The sequence below is a fragment of the Corynebacterium sp. HMSC05E07 genome (genome assembly GCF_001807225.1).
In the GTDB taxonomy this organism is placed as follows: Bacteria; Actinomycetota; Actinomycetes; order Mycobacteriales; family Mycobacteriaceae; genus Corynebacterium; species Corynebacterium singulare.
In genome coordinates, this window is sequence record NZ_KV788209.1 from 39713 (window position 1) to 58544 (window position 18832).

The 18832-nt window shown below is 59.6% G+C and carries 17 protein-coding genes; 2 read left to right on the forward strand and 15 right to left on the reverse strand.

Going from position 1 to position 18832, the window contains the following annotated elements; genetic code table 11:
- Window positions 1-102 precede the first annotated feature (102 nt).
- From HMPREF3149_RS02670 to HMPREF3149_RS02695, 6 genes are all read right to left on the reverse strand, one after another.
- A complete protein-coding gene (locus HMPREF3149_RS02670) occupies window positions 103-1437 on the reverse strand; it encodes an ABC transporter substrate-binding protein (protein ID WP_070536406.1) in 1335 nt (444 codons plus the stop codon).
- A 405-nt stretch (window positions 1438-1842) separates the two neighbouring features.
- Window positions 1843-3087: a DUF4032 domain-containing protein gene (locus tag HMPREF3149_RS02675; protein WP_070536408.1), complete on the reverse strand. Its 1245-nt coding sequence runs from the start codon at window positions 3085-3087 to the stop codon at window positions 1843-1845.
- Between the two features lie 26 nt (window positions 3088-3113).
- Window positions 3114-4244 carry an ABC transporter ATP-binding protein gene (locus HMPREF3149_RS02680; protein WP_070536410.1) on the reverse strand — a complete coding sequence of 377 codons (1131 nt, stop codon included), beginning with the start codon at window positions 4242-4244 and terminating at the stop codon, window positions 3114-3116.
- Between the two features lie 180 nt (window positions 4245-4424).
- Window positions 4425-5300, reverse strand: coding sequence for a polyprenol monophosphomannose synthase (locus tag HMPREF3149_RS02685; RefSeq protein ID WP_042530871.1), 876 nt, complete (start codon window positions 5298-5300; stop codon window positions 4425-4427).
- The gene (lnt, locus tag HMPREF3149_RS02690; protein ID WP_371440939.1) at window positions 5300-6817 is read right to left on the reverse strand and encodes an apolipoprotein N-acyltransferase; all 1518 of its coding nucleotides are present in this window, start codon (window positions 6815-6817) and stop codon (window positions 5300-5302) included. The genes HMPREF3149_RS02685 and lnt overlap by 1 nt, the downstream gene beginning before the upstream one ends.
- Window positions 6817-7371: an FxsA family protein gene (locus HMPREF3149_RS02695; protein ID WP_070536412.1), complete on the reverse strand. Its 555-nt coding sequence runs from the start codon at window positions 7369-7371 to the stop codon at window positions 6817-6819. Before HMPREF3149_RS02695 ends, lnt begins: the two co-directional genes overlap by 1 nt.
- Before the next feature lie 70 nt (window positions 7372-7441).
- Here HMPREF3149_RS02695 and HMPREF3149_RS02700 point away from each other — a divergent pair, with 70 nt between their 5' ends.
- Window positions 7442-8239 carry a cobalamin biosynthesis protein gene (locus HMPREF3149_RS02700; RefSeq protein WP_070536414.1) on the forward strand — a complete coding sequence of 266 codons (798 nt, stop codon included), beginning with the start codon at window positions 7442-7444 and terminating at the stop codon, window positions 8237-8239.
- Here the strand turns inward: HMPREF3149_RS02700 and HMPREF3149_RS02705 are convergent.
- Both HMPREF3149_RS02705 and HMPREF3149_RS02710 read right to left on the reverse strand, forming a co-directional pair.
- A complete protein-coding gene (locus HMPREF3149_RS02705; RefSeq protein WP_070536415.1) occupies window positions 8236-8970 on the reverse strand; it encodes an SDR family oxidoreductase in 735 nt (244 codons plus the stop codon). The genes HMPREF3149_RS02700 and HMPREF3149_RS02705 overlap by 4 nt on opposite strands.
- Window positions 8970-10052 (reverse strand): M24 family metallopeptidase, encoded by a 1083-nt coding sequence (locus HMPREF3149_RS02710; protein WP_070536417.1) that lies wholly within the window; start codon window positions 10050-10052, stop codon window positions 8970-8972. Before HMPREF3149_RS02710 ends, HMPREF3149_RS02705 begins: the two co-directional genes overlap by 1 nt.
- A 50-nt stretch (window positions 10053-10102) precedes the next feature.
- Here HMPREF3149_RS02710 and HMPREF3149_RS02715 point away from each other — a divergent pair, with 50 nt between their 5' ends.
- Window positions 10103-10753 (forward strand): hypothetical protein, encoded by a 651-nt coding sequence (locus HMPREF3149_RS02715; protein WP_239179153.1) that lies wholly within the window; start codon window positions 10103-10105, stop codon window positions 10751-10753.
- 19 nt (window positions 10754-10772) lie between these two features.
- Here the strand turns inward: HMPREF3149_RS02715 and HMPREF3149_RS02720 are convergent, their stop codons facing one another.
- From HMPREF3149_RS02720 to HMPREF3149_RS02750, 7 genes are all read right to left on the reverse strand, one after another.
- Window positions 10773-13610, reverse strand: a complete 2838-nt coding sequence (locus HMPREF3149_RS02720) for a DEAD/DEAH box helicase (protein WP_070536419.1) — start codon at window positions 13608-13610, stop codon at window positions 10773-10775.
- 107 nt (window positions 13611-13717) lie between these two features.
- Entirely contained in the window at window positions 13718-14701 is a 984-nt protein-coding gene (tatC, locus tag HMPREF3149_RS02725; protein WP_070536421.1) for a twin-arginine translocase subunit TatC, read from the reverse strand.
- Between the two features lie 145 nt (window positions 14702-14846).
- Entirely contained in the window at window positions 14847-15110 is a 264-nt protein-coding gene (gene tatA, locus HMPREF3149_RS02730) for a Sec-independent protein translocase subunit TatA (protein WP_042530855.1), read from the reverse strand.
- A gap of 81 nt (window positions 15111-15191) precedes the next feature.
- Window positions 15192-16172 (reverse strand): helix-turn-helix transcriptional regulator, encoded by a 981-nt coding sequence (locus HMPREF3149_RS02735; RefSeq protein WP_070536423.1) that lies wholly within the window; start codon window positions 16170-16172, stop codon window positions 15192-15194.
- Entirely contained in the window at window positions 16165-17163 is a 999-nt protein-coding gene (locus HMPREF3149_RS02740) for a helix-turn-helix transcriptional regulator (RefSeq protein ID WP_070536425.1), read from the reverse strand. Before HMPREF3149_RS02740 ends, HMPREF3149_RS02735 begins: the two co-directional genes overlap by 8 nt.
- A 19-nt stretch (window positions 17164-17182) precedes the next feature.
- Window positions 17183-18565, reverse strand: coding sequence for a Pup--protein ligase (gene pafA, locus HMPREF3149_RS02745; protein ID WP_070536702.1), 1383 nt, complete (start codon window positions 18563-18565; stop codon window positions 17183-17185).
- Between the two features lie 47 nt (window positions 18566-18612).
- Window positions 18613-18804, reverse strand: coding sequence for a ubiquitin-like protein Pup (locus tag HMPREF3149_RS02750; protein ID WP_070536427.1), 192 nt, complete (start codon window positions 18802-18804; stop codon window positions 18613-18615).
- Window positions 18805-18832: the final 28 nt, after the last annotated feature.

Here is an 18832-nt window from a genome sequence, read left to right on the forward strand (position 1 = left end):
ACAGGTGGGCGGGGTGGCACGCGCCCCCACGTGGGGTGCGTGGAGGGCGGCGCTCCGCATGGCAGGCGCCGCTCCCCCTTTAATCAGAGCGCGCGGCTCCTCTTAGCCCCAGTTGGTTTCCTTTTCTGCGGCCCAGTTGTCCTTGAACTGGGAGACGACGTCGTCCCACTTCAGGGTGCCGGAGGCATACTGCGAGAGAGCCTGGCCAAAATCATCCTTGAACTGCTGGGACGGGAAGTACTGGAAGTTCCACGGATAGGTAGAGAGATCCTTGTTCGCGATGGCGTCCGCAACCTGCTCTGCCAGCGGGTCATTCGGGGTGTCCTCCGCCGTGTAGGAGTCGAACGGAGCGATGAAGCCGAGGTCCTTGACCACGTGCTCCTTGCCTGCTTCCGAGGTAAAGAGCCAGTCCACAAAGTCCTTGGTGGCCTGCTGGTCTGCTTCAGAGGCCTCGGAATTGATGCCGAGGTAGTTCTCGGTGCCGACGTTGAGGCCGAACTTTTCCTCATCCGGCAGGCCCATGTACATCGGCAGGAACTTGATCTTGTCTTCCTTAACTACGTTGCCGGAAGTCTCGGAGATTTGGGACCATGCCCAGTTGCCATTCTGGACCATAGCGGCCTTGCCCTGAGCGAACTCTGCCATGGAATCAGACACCGTCTTGGACGGGGCCACGGTCTTTTCTACCGTGGAGTTATCGAGGTAAAGGTCGAAGAGGTTCTTGAACTCCTTGTTGTGGGAGAACTCAATCTCGTTCGTGTCCTCAACGCCCTTGTCTTGGAACTCTTGCCAAATCGGTGCGTTTGCTAGGTGGGTCTGCCAACGCCAATCCTCACCGGAGGTCAGCGAGGTAGCAGCAAAAGCACCTTCGATGCCGAGCTCGTCCTTCTTGGACTGCATGTCCTCAGCAACGTCCTTCAGCTTCTGGTAGCTGATGATTTCATCTGTGGACTTAATCTTCGCGCCGGAGGTCGCGATGTACTTGTCGAAGATTTCGTCGTTGTAGATGATGCCGAAGCCTTCGACGGCGAAAGGCACCCCGCGAATTTCTCCGTCGTCCGTGGTGAGTGGTGGAATGTCCTCAGTCAGCTGCTTGGCAACCTCAGTATCGGACATGTCTGCCATGTAGTCCTGCCACGTGATGAACCCTGCAGGGCCGTTGACCTGGAAGAGGGTTGGAGCCTCATCCTTGCCAATCTCCGCCTTGAGGGTCTGTTCATACGAGCCGGACGCAGCGGTAACAACCTTGACCTTGACTCCGGTTTCTTCGGTGTAGGCCTTGGCGATCTCTTGGTATGCGGCGTCCTGTTCTGGCTTAAAGTTCAGGAAGTATACGTCGCCTTCGTCGTCAGCGGAATTGGAAGAGCACGCTACGAGGCTTGCGGCGGCGAGCATAGAGGCCATGCTGATCGACGCGATGCGAGTGAGACGCTTCATTGAATCCTCATCTTTCTTGATGAAAAGTGGGGTGCGTAGGCCGAGGATTTACCATCGGCCCCCCAGTTATGTGGTTGTCTCCGAGCTGTAACCTTCTGGTGTTCAGAAGTGACACCCGGTGCCCACCAGTTGCATGTTTAACGGGATATACCCGGTTATGAACTAGTTAGCCTGTCTTCCACTTTAGTGAGGCAATCCACATGAACCAAACATTCTTGTGTGAGAACGCCCGATTGTGACTATATGCATATCAACTCACCATAAAAGGCCCCATTTATGGGGCAATCGGGCTTAAAACCCACACAAGCGCAGGGAACTTCCATGCAAGAATCCCCGCCCATGTTGCTTTGATGCTACGGGCGGGGACACTGATGCGGTTATAACAAAGCTCGCGGTGATATCGACTTAGCCCGTCTCCTCTGGCATGGATTCGGTGCGCAGCAGGCGGGCCTCATCGCGGCGTGCGGGTAGCACTGTGGCGAGATAGGAGGAGGTGGCCTCTGGAAGCGATACCGCCTCTCCCCTAGCCTCTGCAAGGAACCACCGATGATCTGTTATTTCATGAAAAATCTGGGCGGGCTCGAGCTTGCCCATCATGTCCTCGGGAACGGCGGCAATGGTGGGCTCATATTCTTGTGTCATCCAACGATGCGCGGCTTGAGTTAGCCCCACGTGAGGTCCGCATTCCACTGCGTGATAAGCCTGGATGGAGCTCAGCAGACGCTGGGCTTGGTGCTCTTCGACCCGCAGACCTGTAAGACTGAGCAACTCGGCACGATAATGCCCTGGATCTACAACAACGGGGCGGATGCGAACCGTGTGCTTGGAGTCATCTTTCGTGACTTTGAGCTCACCAACGTCGAAGCCAAGCTGGTTGAGCCGATCGATTCGCTCGGAAACACGCCAGTATTCGCTCGCATCGACTGCTTCTTCCGCGGTGAGTTCTTCCCAGAGTTCCAGGTAGGAGCTCTCGACGAGACTACCGAGGGCGATAACGTCAATGGTGGAGTCCAAGCAGTCTCCCGCCTGCAGATCCATGAGTTCACCAATGATGTTGACACGGGCAATGTCGACGTCGTAAAGCCTGCGTGTCTCCGACAGATTGGGCTGAAACTCGCCAGTCTCTGCGTCCACCAGGTAAGCCGAATAAGTTTCGGCATCACGGCGAAAGAGAGTATTGGACAGAGAAACATCGCCCCAATAGAAGTTGAGCAGGTGCATACGCACGAGCAACACAGACAAGGCCCGAATCAACTTCTCGGCTTCTATGGTGGTGAGCTGCCGAGAGAAAATCTCGCGATACGGAAGCGAAAACTCCAAGTGCTCGGTCACCAGAGCTGCTGTGAGTTCGCCGTAGCTTTCATCCGCTGGAAGGCGCCCAGTGATCACGGCTACGGGCCGAACGCTGGGCGCGCCAAGGCGCTGGAGTTCGCGCAGCATCTTGTATTCGTGGTGAGCGGTGCGCACACCAATCTCCTTGACCGCGACGATGCCGCGGTTGACCCCAACGAAGCGCACAATGTGCCGGGAAATTCCCCTGGGCAAGGCCGCGATGAGCTCATGCGGCCACTGCTCCAAGGGCGTATCCCATGGCAGCGTGAGGAGTGCAGACGCATAGGTCGAAGAGGTGATGCTCATGGACTCTTTCACGGTGAGCCACCCTTCCCTCGTGTGAACTACGGTAGGCGCATGCCTGTCGACGCCGAGAAGTTGTGCTGGCCGCCTTCCGCGATGCGAGCGTGGAAGACGCTGCCCGGAGCCGGTGCAGTATTCGGGGCCGCACGTACGACGATTTGGCCGGATTCGGGAACGTCCTCTGCGGATGAGCCCAAGTCCCCGTCGCCGACAAGTTTTCCATAGAGGAAGGAGTCAGAGCCGAGTTCCTCAACAAAGTCGAGGGTAATGGGAATGGAATGCTCAGTCGGCTCGCCCTCCGGGATGATCTCCAAGGCCTCGGGGCGGAAACCAATCGTGATGCGATTGTTGTCTTCCGGAGTCATCGCAGCAAGCGTCTCCTCAGAGAGCTTAATGCGTGCGTGGCCGGATGTAGCGACGCCATCCTGGACAGTGAAGGTGCCAAGGTTCATCGCTGGCGAGCCAATAAAGCCAGCGACAAAGACGTTTGCTGGGCGGTCGTAGAGCTCGCGAGGTGCGCCCACCTGTTGCAGATAGCCGTCCTTGAGTACTGCAATGCGGTCACCCATGGTCAAGGCCTCAGTCTGGTCGTGGGTGACGTATACGGTGGTGACGCCGAGCTTGCGCTGCAAGGCTGCAATCTGGGTACGAGTCTGAACACGCAGCTTTGCATCGAGATTCGACAGCGGCTCATCCATAAGGAAGACCTGCGGATTACGCACGATGGCACGGCCCATGGCGACGCGCTGGCGCTGACCACCCGACAGTGCCTTTGGCTTGCGCTCTAGATACTCGGTAAGGCCCAGGGTGGCCGCGGCCTCATCCACACGTTGGTTGATTTCATCCTGGGACTTGCCAGCAATCTTGAGGGCGAAGCCCATGTTCTCACGCACGGTCATGTGCGGGTAGAGCGCGTAGTTCTGGAAGACCATAGCGATGTCACGGTCACGCGGAGCAACGTGAGTGACGTCCTTGTCACCGATGAAGATGGCTCCATCGGTAACATTCTCCAACCCCGCCAGCATGCGCAGCGTTGTGGACTTTCCGCAACCGGAAGGTCCGACGAGTACGAGGAACTCGCCGTCGGCGATATCGAGGTTGAATTTCTTTACGGTTGGTTCTGAAGCGCCCGGATAGGTCAAGGACGCATCTTTAAACTGTACGGTTGCCATAGCAAGAACTCCTCCATCGGCAGGTACGTGCCGAACGATCCATAGTGTGAGAGTGGCGTGAATTGAATCACGCCGCACCGGGGATAGTGCTACCTACGACATTAGCACCGCAACTGGTCATTACCACAAAGGCCCGCGAGCAGAATCTGCTCACGGGCCACCACGGTTCACGCAGGACGTCTAGCGCTTGCTCGAGCGCTGAACCAAGTGGGTAACGTCACCGATAAACTCGCTCACGGCGTTCTTGATCTTGGTGGCCTTTGCGCCGAGTTCGAGATCTTCCACGGTGCGGCTGGCCAGCTTGGACACTTCACCACTGAAATCGCTGACCTGCTCGGAACGGTGAGCAACGCCCCACTTGGTGACCTCAAGGAGGGAGTCCTTAACAAAAGAACCGTCCAGCTTGGATTCTCCCAGCTCACGCTCGGTAAAGGTGATCGGCACCTCGCGAACGTCAAAACCATCCTTGATGGCGCGGAAAGCCACGTCCACCTGGAAGATGTAACCGGCCTTAGACAGGTCATCGAAGTCAAGGTGCTCGAGCAGCTCACGGCGGAAGGCACGGTAGCCGGCGGTCATGTCGCTGATTCCTGCGCCGAGTGCGACGGAGATGTACTTGTTGCCCAGACGCGAGAGAAGCTCACGGTTGGCCGGCCAGTTGACGGTTTCGCCGCCCGGCACGTAGCGGGAACCAATGACGAGGTCGGCTCCCTTCTCAATCTCCTCGAGCAGCAGGTGCAGTTGCTCTGGTGCGTGGGAGCCATCCGCATCCATTTCACACAGAACCTGGTAATCCTTCTCCAGACCCCACTCAAAGCCAGCGATATAAGCGCCCAGCAGGCCACCCTTGCCCTCGCGGTGCAGCACGTGAAGGTTGGAGTCCTCCGCTGCCAGCTTGTCGGCTGCCTCGCCGGTGCCGTCCGGGGAGTTATCGTCAACAATGAGGATGTGAACCTCAGGCGTGGCTTTACGCACGCGGCCGGTAATCAGCGGCAGGTTCTCAATCTCATTGTAGGTAGGGATAATGACCAGGGTGGATTCGCGGGTCGAGCTCACTAGTTCTTTGCTCCTTTAGGTTTAAGACGAGGCGTGCTGCTCCGGGTAGTAAAGGAAGTGGAATAGACCGCCAGCAGCGCGCAGACCGTTCCAATAATAGTCATGAGCCATTGCAGGATCGAACCATAACGCACCGCAAAAGTACGTCCTTCTCGTAGCGGGAGTTCTTCTTCAAGGTAGGCAGGCTCAAAGATGCCACTAGCTTGGCTCACGCTGCCGTCTGGATGAACGATGGCGGAGACTCCAGAGGTCGCGGCCACGACGACGGCCCGGTCAGCTTCCATCGCTCGCAACCGGCTCATCGCGAGTTGCTGGTAGGTCATGTCGGAATCGCTGAAGGTGGCGTTGTTGGTAGGCGTGGTCAGGATCTGCGCGCCGTTATCTATGGCAGTGCGGACGGCCTGGTCAAAGCTCACCTCATAGCAAGTGGCAATGCCCACCGTCGTGCCAGCCATGGTGACTACACCGGGCCCATCTCCGGGTTTCATATCCCCTGCAAGCTCCACCAGATCGGTGATCTTGGCAAAGAAGTCGCGCATCGGCATGGTCTCGCCAAAAGGCTGCAGGTACTTCTTGTGGTGATGCTCACCTGCCGAACCATCCGGGTTGAACACCTGCATGGTGTTGCGCGCGCCCACCTCATCTGTCGTTAATGTGCCGACGAGGATGGGGGCGTTGATGTCGCGGGAGGCGGCGTCGATAAGCATCCGTGCGTCCTTGTTAGTGAACGGATTGATATCGGAGGCATTCTCGGGCCAGATGACGATGTCAGGGTGTGCGCCGTCGTGGGCGGCCTGTTCAGTGACGCGCACGTGGTTGTCCAGCACCGCGCGGCGTTGCGCTGCGAAGTCCAGGCCAAGCCGCGGGACGTTGCCCTGCACTGCCGCGATGGTCACCGTTCCCGTGGTCCGTGAATCACGACCTATCCCCTGTCCTGCCAGAATGCCTGCCAACAGGGGAAGCGCAATGAGCGCGCAGGCGAGCCTCGGTGCACGAGCCAATCCCACCACACCTGCCGCTGCACACACTGCTGCGAAGGTGATGAGAGCGGGGCCTCCCCACGGTGCGAGGTTAGCCAGTGGCCCCTCAATTTGCCCCCAGGCCAGGCGGACCCAGGAAAAGCCGCCGAAAGGTACCGAAGAGCGCAGCATCTCCACCGCAACATAAAAGAAAGGGAAGAGCGCGAAGCCGTACTTCCAGCGCAGCAGCGCAGACCCGCCGATGCCGAGCAGGATGCTGTAGAGGGACAAAAACAACGCCAGTGCGATATAGGGCATCGAGCCCACAAGCTCGCCAATCCACGGCAGCGTGAACACGTAGAGCACAGCACTGTGCACTGCGGCGATGAGTGCGGACCATGCCAAGGAAGGCTCAGTCGTGCGCCACGGCGCGAGCGCAGCCACCAGCAGCGCCACGCCGATAATTCCGGCTGCCCACCAACCCCGCGGTTCGATGGCGAGGTAGGTGACGGCGCCGGATGTGGCCGCCAGGATCAGTCGAGCGATAATCCCCAGCACTAGTTCTTGCCGTCCTCAAAGTCCTCAGGCTTGACGTTCTTGGTCCAATCCCGCAGCTCGTCCTCGTCGATCACTTCAGGAGACGGGGTATTCGGCGTCATCGGGCCGGCGTTGCCGAAGGAACCATAGGAGTCTCGGTGCTGAGCCATCGGAGAGGCCTCATAGGCGCGGATGCCCATGTCCTCAATCTTCTTAAACATCGACGCTGCTAGCATCATGCGAATCAGCGAACGCGTTGGTGCAAAGATAAACAGCGCACCGAGCACAGTAGACACGAAGCCAGGCATGGATAGCAGAATGCCTCCCACCATCGTCAGGCCCACGTTGCCGGCTGTCTTTCCAGGGGTCGGATCCTCCATGACGTACATGCCATCACCTGCCTGGCGGATGCGGCTCGACATCATGCGGCGCACCTCCAGGCTGGCAATGGTCATGCCGAAGAACATGGTCAGCGCTAGGGCAAGTAGGGCCCAGAGGACGCCGATCCACTGCGCGACGGCCCAGAAGGCGAGGGTTTCCAGAAGGATGTACGCGATGAACAGAACAAAGGGCATGCTGCCTACCCTACTTGCTTTACCAGCCGGTTCGCTGTTGCCCCTCCCAGGCCTATTAGACTAGCCCACCATGTCCCATACCCTGCACTTCTATCCCGCCGGCGGCGTGGTCACCCCTGAGCAGTGGCTAGCGCTGGGCCAGGTCGCGCGCGAGCACGCCGATGGCTATGTGTATCTCGAAGAGCACAGCGTGCTCACCCTTCGCGGAGTTGATGATGAGGCTGCGGTGAGCAGTGTGTCTCTTCCACGGACTCCTCCACGCGTCGTGGCCTCTCCCCTGTCTGCGCAGGCGCGAGCGGTTGCTGCCCGCGTGGCTGAAGAGATCTCGGCTGCACTTGCTGAACACGAAGCGGAGGGGAACGCTTTACGTGAGACCGTTATTGGTATCGATGGCGGCCTAGGTGACATCCTCAGCCAGGGCGTGTCCACTGGCTTGCAGCTGCGCACACCTGAGGACTCGACGGTTGTTCGCCTCATCGAGGCAGGTCAGGTAAAAGGCGAGGAGCTTGCGCTTGACGACGCCCTCCCCGCCCTCATCACCGCTCTCCTAAAGACCATAGATGAGGTAGATAGCCCTACTTCAGATTCGGCAGCGGAGGCAGCGGAATCCCTGCACCCCGCACCAATTGGTTGGCTTACCGAGCACACTGCCGAAGGACGAGTCGATCTGGGCGCGGGTCTCCACAAGGGCGCTTTGCCAGGTGAATACGCCGGACTGATTGCACAGCTCGATGCGCCGGTCACTGTCACTCCGTGGCGCGGCCTCGTTATCCACGACCTTGCCGATGGCGATGCCGACGTTGTTCTGCGGGTGCTTGCCCCGCGGGGCTTTATCTTCGACGTGAACTCGCCGCACCTTCAGGATTAGCGCGGCATATGCCGCCAGATGGGACGCGGCACGAGCTTCATGACCCAGGCTAGGAGTTGGAGCGCACGAGGGATCCACACGGTTCGTGACTCAGTCCCCGACTCAATGGCTTTCGTGACGGCCTCAGCCACACTGTCTGGCGTAACGGACAACGGAGCAGGTTTCATTCCCTTGGTCATAGAACCTATGACAAATCCGGGGCGTGCGGTAATGAGGGCGAGCTTGCTGCCATGGAGGCGATCTGCCAGACCCTGGCAAAAGGCATCGAGTCCGGCTTTGGTCGAGCCGTACACATAATTGGCGCGGCGGGCTCGCCATCCAGCGATGGAGGAAAAGGCGACGATGTGGCCCGACGTCATGACATCAGCTAGCACGGTGAGCATGGACACCTGCGCTGCATAGTCCACCAGCGCGATATCGAAAGCGTGGGCTTCATCGTGCTCTGCGCGGTTGTGATCCCCCAAGATGCCGAAGGCCACCACGGCGGTTGTGATCTCCTCGCCGGCCAGCTGGGCAGCTTGTGCCACTACTTCGCGGTGCTGGTCTACCTGGATGGCATCAAAAGATAGTGTATGGACGGCGGTTGCCCCGGCATGAACGAGTTCCTCGCTGAGGGCTTCCATGCCTTGATCACCACGCGCAGCCAACACCACCGGGCGGCCCTGGCAGAGCCTGCGGGCGAGTTCGCCACCTATGTCGCTGCGTCCACCCAGAATGAGCAGTGCTCCCATTAGCGCAGCTCCCTCGGTGCCTGGTTGAGGGACTCATAACCATCCTCAGTGGTCACCACGATATCTTCCAAGCGCATTCCCCATTTCCCGGGCACGTAGATGCCCGGCTCGATGGAAAAGGCCATAGACGCAGCTAGTTCTAAACTGTTTCCCGCCATGATGAAAGGCTCTTCGTGGGTTGAGAGCCCGATACCGTGGCCAGTGCGGTGCGTAAAGAACTCTCCCCAGCCAGCTTCCTCAATGACCTCACGGGTGGCGCGGTCAATGTCCTGGGCGGTCGCTCCCGGGCGGATGGTTGCGCGGCTGGCGGCTTGGGCCTGCTCCAGCACCGCATAGGCGTCCAGGAAGTCCTCTGGTGCAGCACTTGGATCGCCGCCTACGACATAAGTCCTCGTGCAATCGGAGTGATAACCCGAGGGCACAGTACCTCCGATGTCGACGACAACCGGATCCCCTGCTGCAAGAATGCGTTCTCCGAAGTCATAATGCGGGTTCGCGCCGTGGGCACCGGAACCAACGATGATGAAATCCACCGACGTGTGCTCTCGCAAGATGAGGGTCCGAAGGTCCTCGGCAACCTCGGCTTCGGTACGTCCAGGCTGCAAGAGTCCAGGTACCTGCGCATGTACCGCATCGATCGCTCGTGCGGCGTGGCGCAGTTCCGAAATCTCCTCGTCCTCTTTGCGCGTAAACAGATCAGCGAGGGCGGTGGTGGCGAGAACGAAGGAAGAGCCATCAAGCACTTCCTGGAAACGCAACACGTGATCGGCCGTCAGGCTTGAACCCAGGGCAACCTTCTTTGGTGTACACCCCTCTAACGCCAGTGCGTATGGATTCTCGCCGTCACTCCAGCCACGCAAACGGGCAGCAACGCCCTCAAGGGATTCGATATCCGTGCGGGGAGCCACGATAACTGGCTCAGCATCAGGGCGAATCACTAGGCAGGTCAAACGTTCATGGGAGGACACCCAGGAACCGGTGAGATAAGCAAACTCGGCACCGGTGCCTACCAGTGCCACATCGATTCCTTGGGCAGCCACTGCCTCACGGGCGCGCTGAAGGCGGGAAGGATAATCAGTCATGCCCGCCAGCCTACCGCGCTGTACGCGGGCTCCTCGTTAGGCTGGAGTTCATGGAGCCTCATCCCGCTGCCGTCAAGATTCGCACCCGACAGGGTTACTGCTCGGGTGTGCTTGTTGACGCCTCCCTTCTACCCCGCCCGCAGCTCCGCGCCCAGCTGGTGCTCACCTGCGCCCATTTCTTCCGTGATGGGATTGAGGAAGGGGACCACTACAAAGTTAGCGGCGGATTCAACCGCAGGCTCACAGCCGTGCGCACCATTGATGGCACAGACATGGCCCTGTGCTTGCTGGACAGCCCAGCTCCTCCCCGTGATGTGCCGGGGCTGACCACACGGACCCCAGGCTTCCGCGAGGAGATTGTGACGTGGGGCTACGGCGGTAAGGCTCGGCGCGCCCAACAACGCCGAGGGCGCTTTCTCATGCCTTTCTTCCGCACGTGGTCCGTTGACTTTCTGACGACCGTCTCCCCCGCCGGCATGGTGTTCAACACAGTGCCCGCGGTGAAAGGTGATTCCGGCGGACCGGCACTGGTGGGCGATGACGTCGTGGGCACCCAAGCGCTCATACTCAATCCCTTCGGGAAGAACCTGCGCATTGCCACGCTCGCACTCGTTGGTACACACCGCCCAGCACTCGTGGCTGCTGCGACCGCGCTCCTTGCAGGGGCGGATGAACATGAGACCCGGTCCAAGAAGCCGTGAACTGAGCCTTGGAATGGGATTAGGCGCCGATGGCGACGACACCGCGCTGGATAGCATCGATGGCGCGCCGGGCATTGCGGCGAATGCCCTCTTCGTAGCCGGTTTTAGCCACCTGCTGAAGCAGGTCCACTACTTGGCGGCACCAGCGCACAAAGTCACCGGGGGTAAGCTCGGCGCCAGCCTCGTTGGCCGCTGCCATGCAGTAGGCCAGCGGCGCGCCCGCGGTCCACTGATGGATGGCCAGTGCGAAGGCAGGTTCCGGCTCACGCGTCTGCGGAAGGTTGTGGCGCCTCTCATCCGCCACGAGCTCGGTGTAGATACGCCAAGTGGCGTCCATGGCATCCGCCATGGGATCCGTGGCTGCACCGGGCTCACCGCGCGTGGCCTTGCGATTTTCAAAGACACACAGCGATGCCACACCTGCCAGCTCCGCGGGATCCAAGTCATTCCAGATACCGCGTTTCAGGCACTGCGCTACGAGGAGATCCGATTCGGAATGGATCTTGGCAAGGCGTTCGCCCTCATCAGTGATCACTGGCTCACGGTCCTCGCCGAAGCCTTCAAACTCCACGTAGTCCATTTCAGAGAGTAGATCAACAATGCGCTCAAAGGTGCGGCCGAGGGTGTCGGTAGCACGCTCTACCTTGGCTTCGAGCTTGGCCAGGTCGCGCTCGCGGCGGGCAAGTTTCTGGGCTACACCAGCAAGTTGCTCTCGATCAGTTGCCGGCCAGTGGTGAACCGGGTGTTGGCGGATGGCGTCACGCAACTCCCCGACCTTCCTGTTGGGGCGATTCCGCGGCGCAGTGCGCATCTTTTTCGGACGCTTATAAAAGTCCCGCTTGAAGGCATCCTGAACGTACTTGATGTGGCGGCGCGGATTCTTCTGCGCCGCGCGCGGCAGTTTCATGTGGCCAACGGAGATGGGAGGATTCTCAATGCCCTCGGCGTCGATACGCCCGGACCATCCCGATTCTGTGGTCACCCATGGGCGGGGGTCAGCAGATTGGTTGGCAGGGGTAATGACAACGGCTAACGTGGGGCGCTTCCTTGTTGCGATGGCGATAACCTCACCGACCTGGAGACGCGCGAGAACAGCGGCGACTTCTTTACGGCGCTCATTCTTCTTGTTGGCTTGGGCTGCCTTTTCCTCATCGCTCAAGGCGTGGCGCAGCCGCATGTAGTCCATAAGGACCTCCGCGGCATCCTCACCATCCGTGGTGGGTGGTGCTAAATGAGAAATCGCGTCGTCGAGCTGTGCGCGTAGTTCGCGAACGCGATGCTCAGCACGCTCGATCTCACGGGTCTCCTCCACCACGGAGCCATCTGCCTGGAACTGGGCAAAGGACTTCTCCAACAGGCGCAGGGATTCTTCGAATCCCAGCATCCCCAACAGGTTGATGGCCATGTTGTAGCCGGGTTCAAACGTAGAAATCAGCGGGTAGGTACGCGTTGAGGCAAGGCCAGCCACCGCCTGGGGGTCCATGGCCGGCGCCCACTGCACCACCGCGTTGCCTTGCGTATCGATGCCACGGCGGCCGGCGCGACCAGTGAGCTGCGTGTATTGGCCTGGCGTGAGGTCAACGTGCGCTTCGCCGTTGAACTTGATGAGCTTCTCCAACACCACGGTGCGGGCAGGCATGTTGATGCCGAGGGCAAGGGTTTCAGTGGCAAACACGGCTCGGACGAGACCCTTGACAAAGAGCTCCTCAACGATATGCCGAAATGCCGGAAGCATGCCTGCGTGGTGAGCAGCGAACCCACGCGACAGAGCTTCACGCCAGCGCTTGAAGTCCAGAACCTGGAGGTCCTCCTCGGGGATGCCTTCCACACCTTTATCCACGATGGCTTTGATCTCCGTCGCTTCCTCCGGGGAGGTGAGCACCATGCGCGAGCGCAAGCACTGGTAGAGCGCCCCGTCACACCCTGCACGGGAGAAGATGAAGGTAATTGCCGGCAGCATGTTCATGGACTGCAGCTCTTTGAGCACTTCTGGGCGGCCGAGCGGGCGATAGCGGTCCTGTGCACGGGGTGCACCACTACGCCTGTCGTGACCGCCACCGTTGCGGTCACCGTGCCTGCCACGACCCCCGCCCTTGTGGCGTGCCCGCGAGCGGAAGCTAGCTCGCTTATTCTCGTAGGCGTCAGAAGAGCTACCAGCCGAGCGCTCCCCCGACTCCAAGCGCTCGATGCGCCGGGCAAGCTCCGCGTTGACCTGACCGCCAGAATTCGGTTCGAACAACGGGTATATCTTGCGGCCCACCATCATCCACTGGTCCAGTGGTACGGGGCGGTTCTCGCTGACGATGACAGTGGTATCACCGCGCACGGTGCTCAGCCAACGTCCAAACTCCTCCGAGTTCGACACGGTGGCGGAGAGGCCAATGATGGAGACGTGTTCATCAAGATTGAGGATGACCTCCTCCCAGACTGCACCGCGCGAGGCGTCCGCAAGGAAGTGGATCTCATCCATGACCACGTGGGTAAGCCGCTCGAGCGCACCGGAGCCAGCGTAAATCATGTTGCGGAGCACCTCAGTGGTCATCACGAGGATGTCTGCGGAAGAGTTGATAGAGACATCACCCGTCAACAGGCCCACGGCGTCTTCACCATGGGCTTCGACGAGGTCGTGGTACTTCTGATTACTCAGTGCCTTAATCGGCGTGGTGTAGAAACAGCGGGTGCCCTGGCTCAGCGCAAGGGAGACCGCAAATTCGCCGACGATGGTTTTACCAGCACCAGTAGGCGCGCACACCAGCACGCCGTGGCCGTCCTCGACGGCTTGGCAACCCTCGATTTGGAAGTCATCCAGGGAGTACGGCAGGGCGCGGGTGAACTCGTCCAGATGCGTCAATGTCATAAGCAACCAGGGTACCTGCCCAGCGTTACCGCGGCGCAGTCGGTGACCGCTGCGCGAGGAGAAACGCGGTCAGTGCCTTTGCCAGGTCGGCTTTAACGAGTATGTCCTTAAAGGACGTCATCGAAGAATCCGCCCTGTGGCGGCTGCGTGGTGCGCGGAGCGGTGCTGGTGCTTGGCGATGCCCCCGTGGTCCGTGGAGATGGGCTACTCACTGGTGCAGCGGAGGCAGAGACACTCGTCGGGGCCTCGACTGGAGTCGGCGCGCCAATGCCCCCGGGGCCCTCGCCCAACGGCGAGGCCGTCTCATCATCGAGGTCCATCCACGCAGGACGTTCACGCTGAGCGCGCTTATCGTGGATTCGGCAGAACTGGAAGGCAATCTCCACCAACAGGACGAGCGCGAGGGCCAACACCAGCATGGAAAAAGGTTCTTGTCCTGGAGTCACCACGGCTGCGAAGATCATGATGACCACAATGATGATGCGGCGCTTGTCCTTGACGTGCTCGTACTCCAGCACACCGATAAGGTTGAGGCAGACAATGAGCAGCGGAATTTCGAAGCTCACGCCAAAGATCATGAGCAGAGTGAGCAGGAAGTAGAAGTAGCGCTCACCGGTGAGCGCTGCGGTCTGGAACTCCTCACCCATCCCCATGAGGAACTCCAGTCCCACCGAGAGGATGAAGTACGCCAGAACGGCACCGAGAACAAAGAGAACCACGGCGCTGGAGACAAAGAAGAAAGTGAAGCGGCGCTCGTTCTTGTGCAGCCCGGGCACGATAAAGGCCCAAATCTGATAGAGCCACACTGGGGAGGCAAGCACCGCACCGGCGAGAGCACCAACCTTCAGACGCAGGAGAAGCATCTCAAAAGGACTGGTAGCAAGCAGACGGCATTCACCGTCTGCGCTAAAGGAAATACGGCGCTCTTCTGGCAAAGAGCAGTACGGGCCACGCAGGATTTCGCCCAACGGTGATAATCCGAAGGGTGAATGCTGGTACCACAGAAAGCCAAGAATGGTGCCCACTATCAGGGCGAGCAAGGAGATAACAATGCGCTTGCGCAGCTCCTGAAGGTGCTGCACTAAGGTCATTTCCCCGGTTGGGTTTTTCGGCTTGCGCCGTAGCTTTGAGGTCCACTTCTGCCTGCTCGTGGGTTTACTTGTAGCAGATGGTGTGCGCATATCGCTCAAGGCACACGTCCTCCCCTCTCAGGCAGAAAGATGGCGTGAATGGTGCTTAGTTCTGGGTGCCGTCTACCGGCTTGGTGGAGCGCGGCTGCATCTCCGGGCTGTTCCAGAAGTCCTCGTCGTTCTTCTTAGCGGCAGCGATCTGGCCTTGACCGTCAGCGGTGTTGTTCTCGTCCTTCATTTCTTTGACCTCGGACTTGAAGATGCGCATGGAACGGCCCACGGAACGAGCGAGCTCCGGAAGCTTCTTAGCGCCGAAGAGCAGCACGATTACGAGGACGACAAGGCCGATTTCCAAAGGTCCCACAGTCATGGGGAAGCCCCTTCTTTCATAGTCGGTGGTGCGTGTTACGGATGTGGAGAACACCTCGCAACGAGCGCACGCGGAGAGCACTTAATCTGGGAGTTGAGTATAACGCTCGATGGCGCGATTTCTATGCTGCGAAATAGCGAGGACGAGCTTTGCAGGGCCAGTAACCCGCAACCTATCGCCTTGGCCGAGCGCAAAACGGGTGAACCACGCCTCAGAGCCAATCGGCATCGTTGCAGCTATGAGGCCATTTCCAAGGTCCTTACCCAGGGTGATGTCATAGTGCTCTGCTAGCCAGGTGAACTCTTGGTGAATCTCGAGCTCAGCGGTGAGAGTGTGATCTAGACCAAACGGTGAATCAGGGTTGAAGTCTAGCTCGCGGAGGTGCGGGGTTGCCGGTGCGTCCAGCACCTCCACGTCCTTCATACGGTCGAGACGGAAGGTGCGATGCTCTCCCGTCGCTTCTCTACCGGCGGACTCATCCCAGGCCACGAGGTAAGGTTCACCGTCCACGATGAAGATACGAGCGGGGTGCACAGTACGCTCGCGTGTGCGGTTGGAGGACATACTCCAGTAAGTGAAGCGCACCTGCTTGTGGTTGTTTATAGCTCCTGCCAATGCCGCCTGGACCTGGGATTCTTCCGGGTCAGTTGCGGCGAGAGAGTCATAGATAGCAGCGGTCTTCTCATCCATGATGTCGCGCAGCTTGGCGGCGGCGGAATGGACAGAGGAGACGTCGACAAGCCCTGGCATTGCCTCTAGAGATTCAAGCGTCAGCAACAGCGCCCCGGCCTCCGTCGGAGTAAGGCGCAGTGCCTGGGTTAAGCCCTGGTCGTTGTAGATCTCAATGCCATCGCGGTAGCTGAAGCTTAAGTCAATGAGTTCTTCGGTATTACGCCCCACGCCTGAGCAGAAAAGTCTATCCACGGCATCTTTCAGCTCCGCTGGGGTCATGCCGAGATCCTCTGCCGCTTCCATCGGGGTGAGATCCGGGTGGTTGCGCAGATACGGAATGAGATTGAGCGAGCGAACGAGCGCCTGCAGCTTACGTGAGTGATCAGTCATGGGGCCCCTCCTCAGTGCTGCCACCGCGCAGAAGGCTAAGAATGTCGACGCGGATCTCCTCAGGCTCCAGCACGATGACATCGGGCGCATAGCCAGCGGCAGTACGAACCAGCCAATCGCGCTGAACGTCTGTGAGCTCGAGAAGCCCATCGTTGCGGCGGTTTCCCGCCTCGACGAGCTCGGCTGCTTGGCCTTCCGGCACGCTGAGAACGGCACTGATGGTTTCACCCCGATCCAGTGCGGCGATAACGAGGTCTTGCAGTGGTGCACTTGGCTCCAGATGCGTGGCTTCCTGGCGGGAGCGGCGAACATTTCTCATGCGCGTGGCACGGAAAGTACGGGGAGCCTCGCGATCAGCATCCCAACCGACGAGGTAGACACGGTCACGGTGGTTGACAAGCCCCCACGGGTCCATGAGGCGGCGTATAGGTTCGGAGGCCGGCGTAGGGTAATAATCAAAGGAGATGCGCACTCCGGCCCGTACCGCGGTGATAATTGCCTTCACCAGCTCCGGACTGAGTTTTGTCATGTCATTGACTGCGGTATACACCGGAGCCCCAGAAAGATCGCGCGACGCACCTGAAGCTGCGATCTTGGTCCATGCCGAAAGACTGAAATCGCTCAACCCACCGGGCGTGCCAATACCCCCGGCAACGCCCAGAACCATGGCTTCTTCGGGGGTGAAATCCACAGGTGGTAGCTGGTAATCCTCAGGGTTAAGCCGGTAGAGCGGACCTTCTGGCCCACTGGTGTGAACGACGGGAACACCCGCACGTTGCAGCGTCACGATGTCGCGGGACAGCTGCTTGTTAAAGGCTTCATCGCTCTTCCTCTGATAACCCTCAACGTGAGTTCGGATCCATGCAGCGCTGCGGTCAGGGACACCGCCTTGGTGGGCGGCTCCATGAAGAGCGAAAGTGAGGTTGGTGAGCCTTTCAACGGCTGTGTCCCAGGCCGGAGCCCGGTGTGCGGTGCGGTCAGCTGACGCCATGGTGGCAGGCTCCTTCGTGCTAAACGCCGTGGTGTGAACGCATATAGTCTAACAACCCGTCCAAACGCTGATCCTCGGATACGAAGGGATCGGAGAACTCCTCCGTCATAGGTTCTGGCCGGTTGACCTTCATCCGCGTCCAATCCACCGTCACAGCGGCATCAAGTTGGCGGGCAGCTGCAAGGAACTCCCCGCGCAGTTTGGCACGGGTTGTCTGTGGTGGGTTATCAACTGCAGCCTCGATGCTCGCGTCATCAATCCAGCGTTTCACCATCCCACGCTGTTCCAACACGCTGAAAAGCCCCCTGCCAGGGCGGATATCGTGGTAGGTCAGATCGATTTGGGCCAATTTGGGGTGGGCCCACTCCCCTCCCAGGCGCGCGCGGTAGCGTTCAAGCAGGCTGCGCTTGATAACCCAATCGATTTCGCGGTCCACTCCAGAGAAGTCTTGGGACTCGATTGCCGTGAGCATGCGCTGCCAGAGGTCAACAACTCGGGCCATTTCTGCGGTCGGCGTGCCGGCATCCTCACGGTGCTCAAGCCAGCGCTGCGCTGCTGCGCAGAGAGCTTGCTGCACCTCGAGCGCAGTGGCAGTAGAACCATCGACGAGCGGCAGCCGCGTACTGCCCGTGGGATCGAGCGCAATGTCACGAATGTGGTGAATCGGGTCCTGTACGCCACAGTGAGGAACGTCAAAGCCCGCCTCAAGCATCTCCAGCATAAGCAGGGTGGAACCAACCTTAAGCGCCACGGTGGGCTCAGCCATGGAGGAGTCACCCACGATGACGTGCATTCGGCGGAAACGCTTGGAATCTCCATGCGGTTCATCCCGGGTATTAATGATGGGGCGCGAGCGGGTTGTTGCCGAAGATACACCCTCCCATACCTGGTCGGCGCGTTGGGAGAGCACAAAGCGAGCCGGTTCATCACCTGCGGACTTCTGAATCATGCCCGCACCACAAATGAGCTGGCGAGTAATCATGAAGGGCAGCAGAGCCTGGCCGAGGTCCTTAAGCACGACGTGGCGGCTGATGAGGTAGTTCTCGTGGCAGCCATAGGAGTTACCGGCGGAGTCCACGTTGTTTTTAAACAGGTACACCGCGCGCTCCTCACCCTCGGCGGCCAGAGTGTCCTCGGCCTGCCTCGCCATGCTGTCCACCATGCGGTCACCGGCACGTTCATAGGCAATGAGCTGGCTCAGGCTGTCACACTCGGCAGTAGCAATCTCCGGGTGGGATCCCACATCGAGGTACAGGCGGGAGGCGTTGGGAGCGAAGATATTTGAGGATGAATACTTCGCAACCACGGGACGAAAGAGGAGGCGGGCGATTTCATCTGGGGACATCGCGCGTTGTCCAGCAGACGTGGAAGCCGTGATGCCGTACTCGGTTTCGATGCCCATGATGCGCCGCGCGTAGACGGGGGCGTTACCGGAGAACTGATCCACCCCTATTCGCCACCCTTTTGCACGTAGGAACGCACAAATTCCTCGGCATTGGACTCTAGAAGGCCATCAATTTCATCGAGAAGGTCGTCGGTGCCTGCGCTGTTGATGCTGACCTGCCCGGCGTCGAACTCCTCGGCATTATCGTTCGAGTTGTTGCCGCCGCCGGCGTTGACCTGGGACTGGTTTCCACTCATGGTGAATGCTCCTTTCATGAGCTAAAAG

What these genes read in the sequence shown, in the direction of transcription:
- tatA (WP_042530855.1), bottom strand. Translation starts at nt 15,110, where the DNA reads ATGACTGTGGGACCTTTGGAAATCGGCCTTGTCGTCCTCGTAATCGTG.
- HMPREF3149_RS02670 (WP_070536406.1), bottom strand. Translation starts at nt 1,437, where the DNA reads ATGAAGCGTCTCACTCGCATCGCGTCGATCAGCATGGCCTCTATGCTC.
- HMPREF3149_RS02680 (WP_070536410.1), bottom strand. Translation starts at nt 4,244, where the DNA reads ATGGCAACCGTACAGTTTAAAGATGCGTCCTTGACCTATCCGGGCGCT.
- HMPREF3149_RS02740 (WP_070536425.1), bottom strand. Translation starts at nt 17,163, where the DNA reads ATGGCGTCAGCTGACCGCACCGCACACCGGGCTCCGGCCTGGGACACA.
- HMPREF3149_RS02735 (WP_070536423.1), bottom strand. Translation starts at nt 16,172, where the DNA reads ATGACTGATCACTCACGTAAGCTGCAGGCGCTCGTTCGCTCGCTCAAT.
- tatC (WP_070536421.1), bottom strand. Translation starts at nt 14,701, where the DNA reads ATGACCTTAGTGCAGCACCTTCAGGAGCTGCGCAAGCGCATTGTTATC.
- pafA (WP_070536702.1), bottom strand. Translation starts at nt 18,565, where the DNA reads ATGGGCATCGAAACCGAGTACGGCATCACGGCTTCCACGTCTGCTGGA.
- HMPREF3149_RS02710 (WP_070536417.1), bottom strand. Translation starts at nt 10,052, where the DNA reads ATGACTGATTATCCTTCCCGCCTTCAGCGCGCCCGTGAGGCAGTGGCT.
- HMPREF3149_RS02700 (WP_070536414.1), top strand. Translation starts at nt 7,442, where the DNA reads ATGTCCCATACCCTGCACTTCTATCCCGCCGGCGGCGTGGTCACCCCT.
- HMPREF3149_RS02695 (WP_070536412.1), bottom strand. Translation starts at nt 7,371, where the DNA reads ATGCCCTTTGTTCTGTTCATCGCGTACATCCTTCTGGAAACCCTCGCC.
- HMPREF3149_RS02750 (WP_070536427.1), bottom strand. Translation starts at nt 18,804, where the DNA reads ATGAGTGGAAACCAGTCCCAGGTCAACGCCGGCGGCGGCAACAACTCG.
- HMPREF3149_RS02705 (WP_070536415.1), bottom strand. Translation starts at nt 8,970, where the DNA reads ATGGGAGCACTGCTCATTCTGGGTGGACGCAGCGACATAGGTGGCGAA.
- HMPREF3149_RS02715 (WP_239179153.1), top strand. Translation starts at nt 10,103, where the DNA reads ATGGAGCCTCATCCCGCTGCCGTCAAGATTCGCACCCGACAGGGTTAC.
- HMPREF3149_RS02720 (WP_070536419.1), bottom strand. Translation starts at nt 13,610, where the DNA reads ATGACATTGACGCATCTGGACGAGTTCACCCGCGCCCTGCCGTACTCC.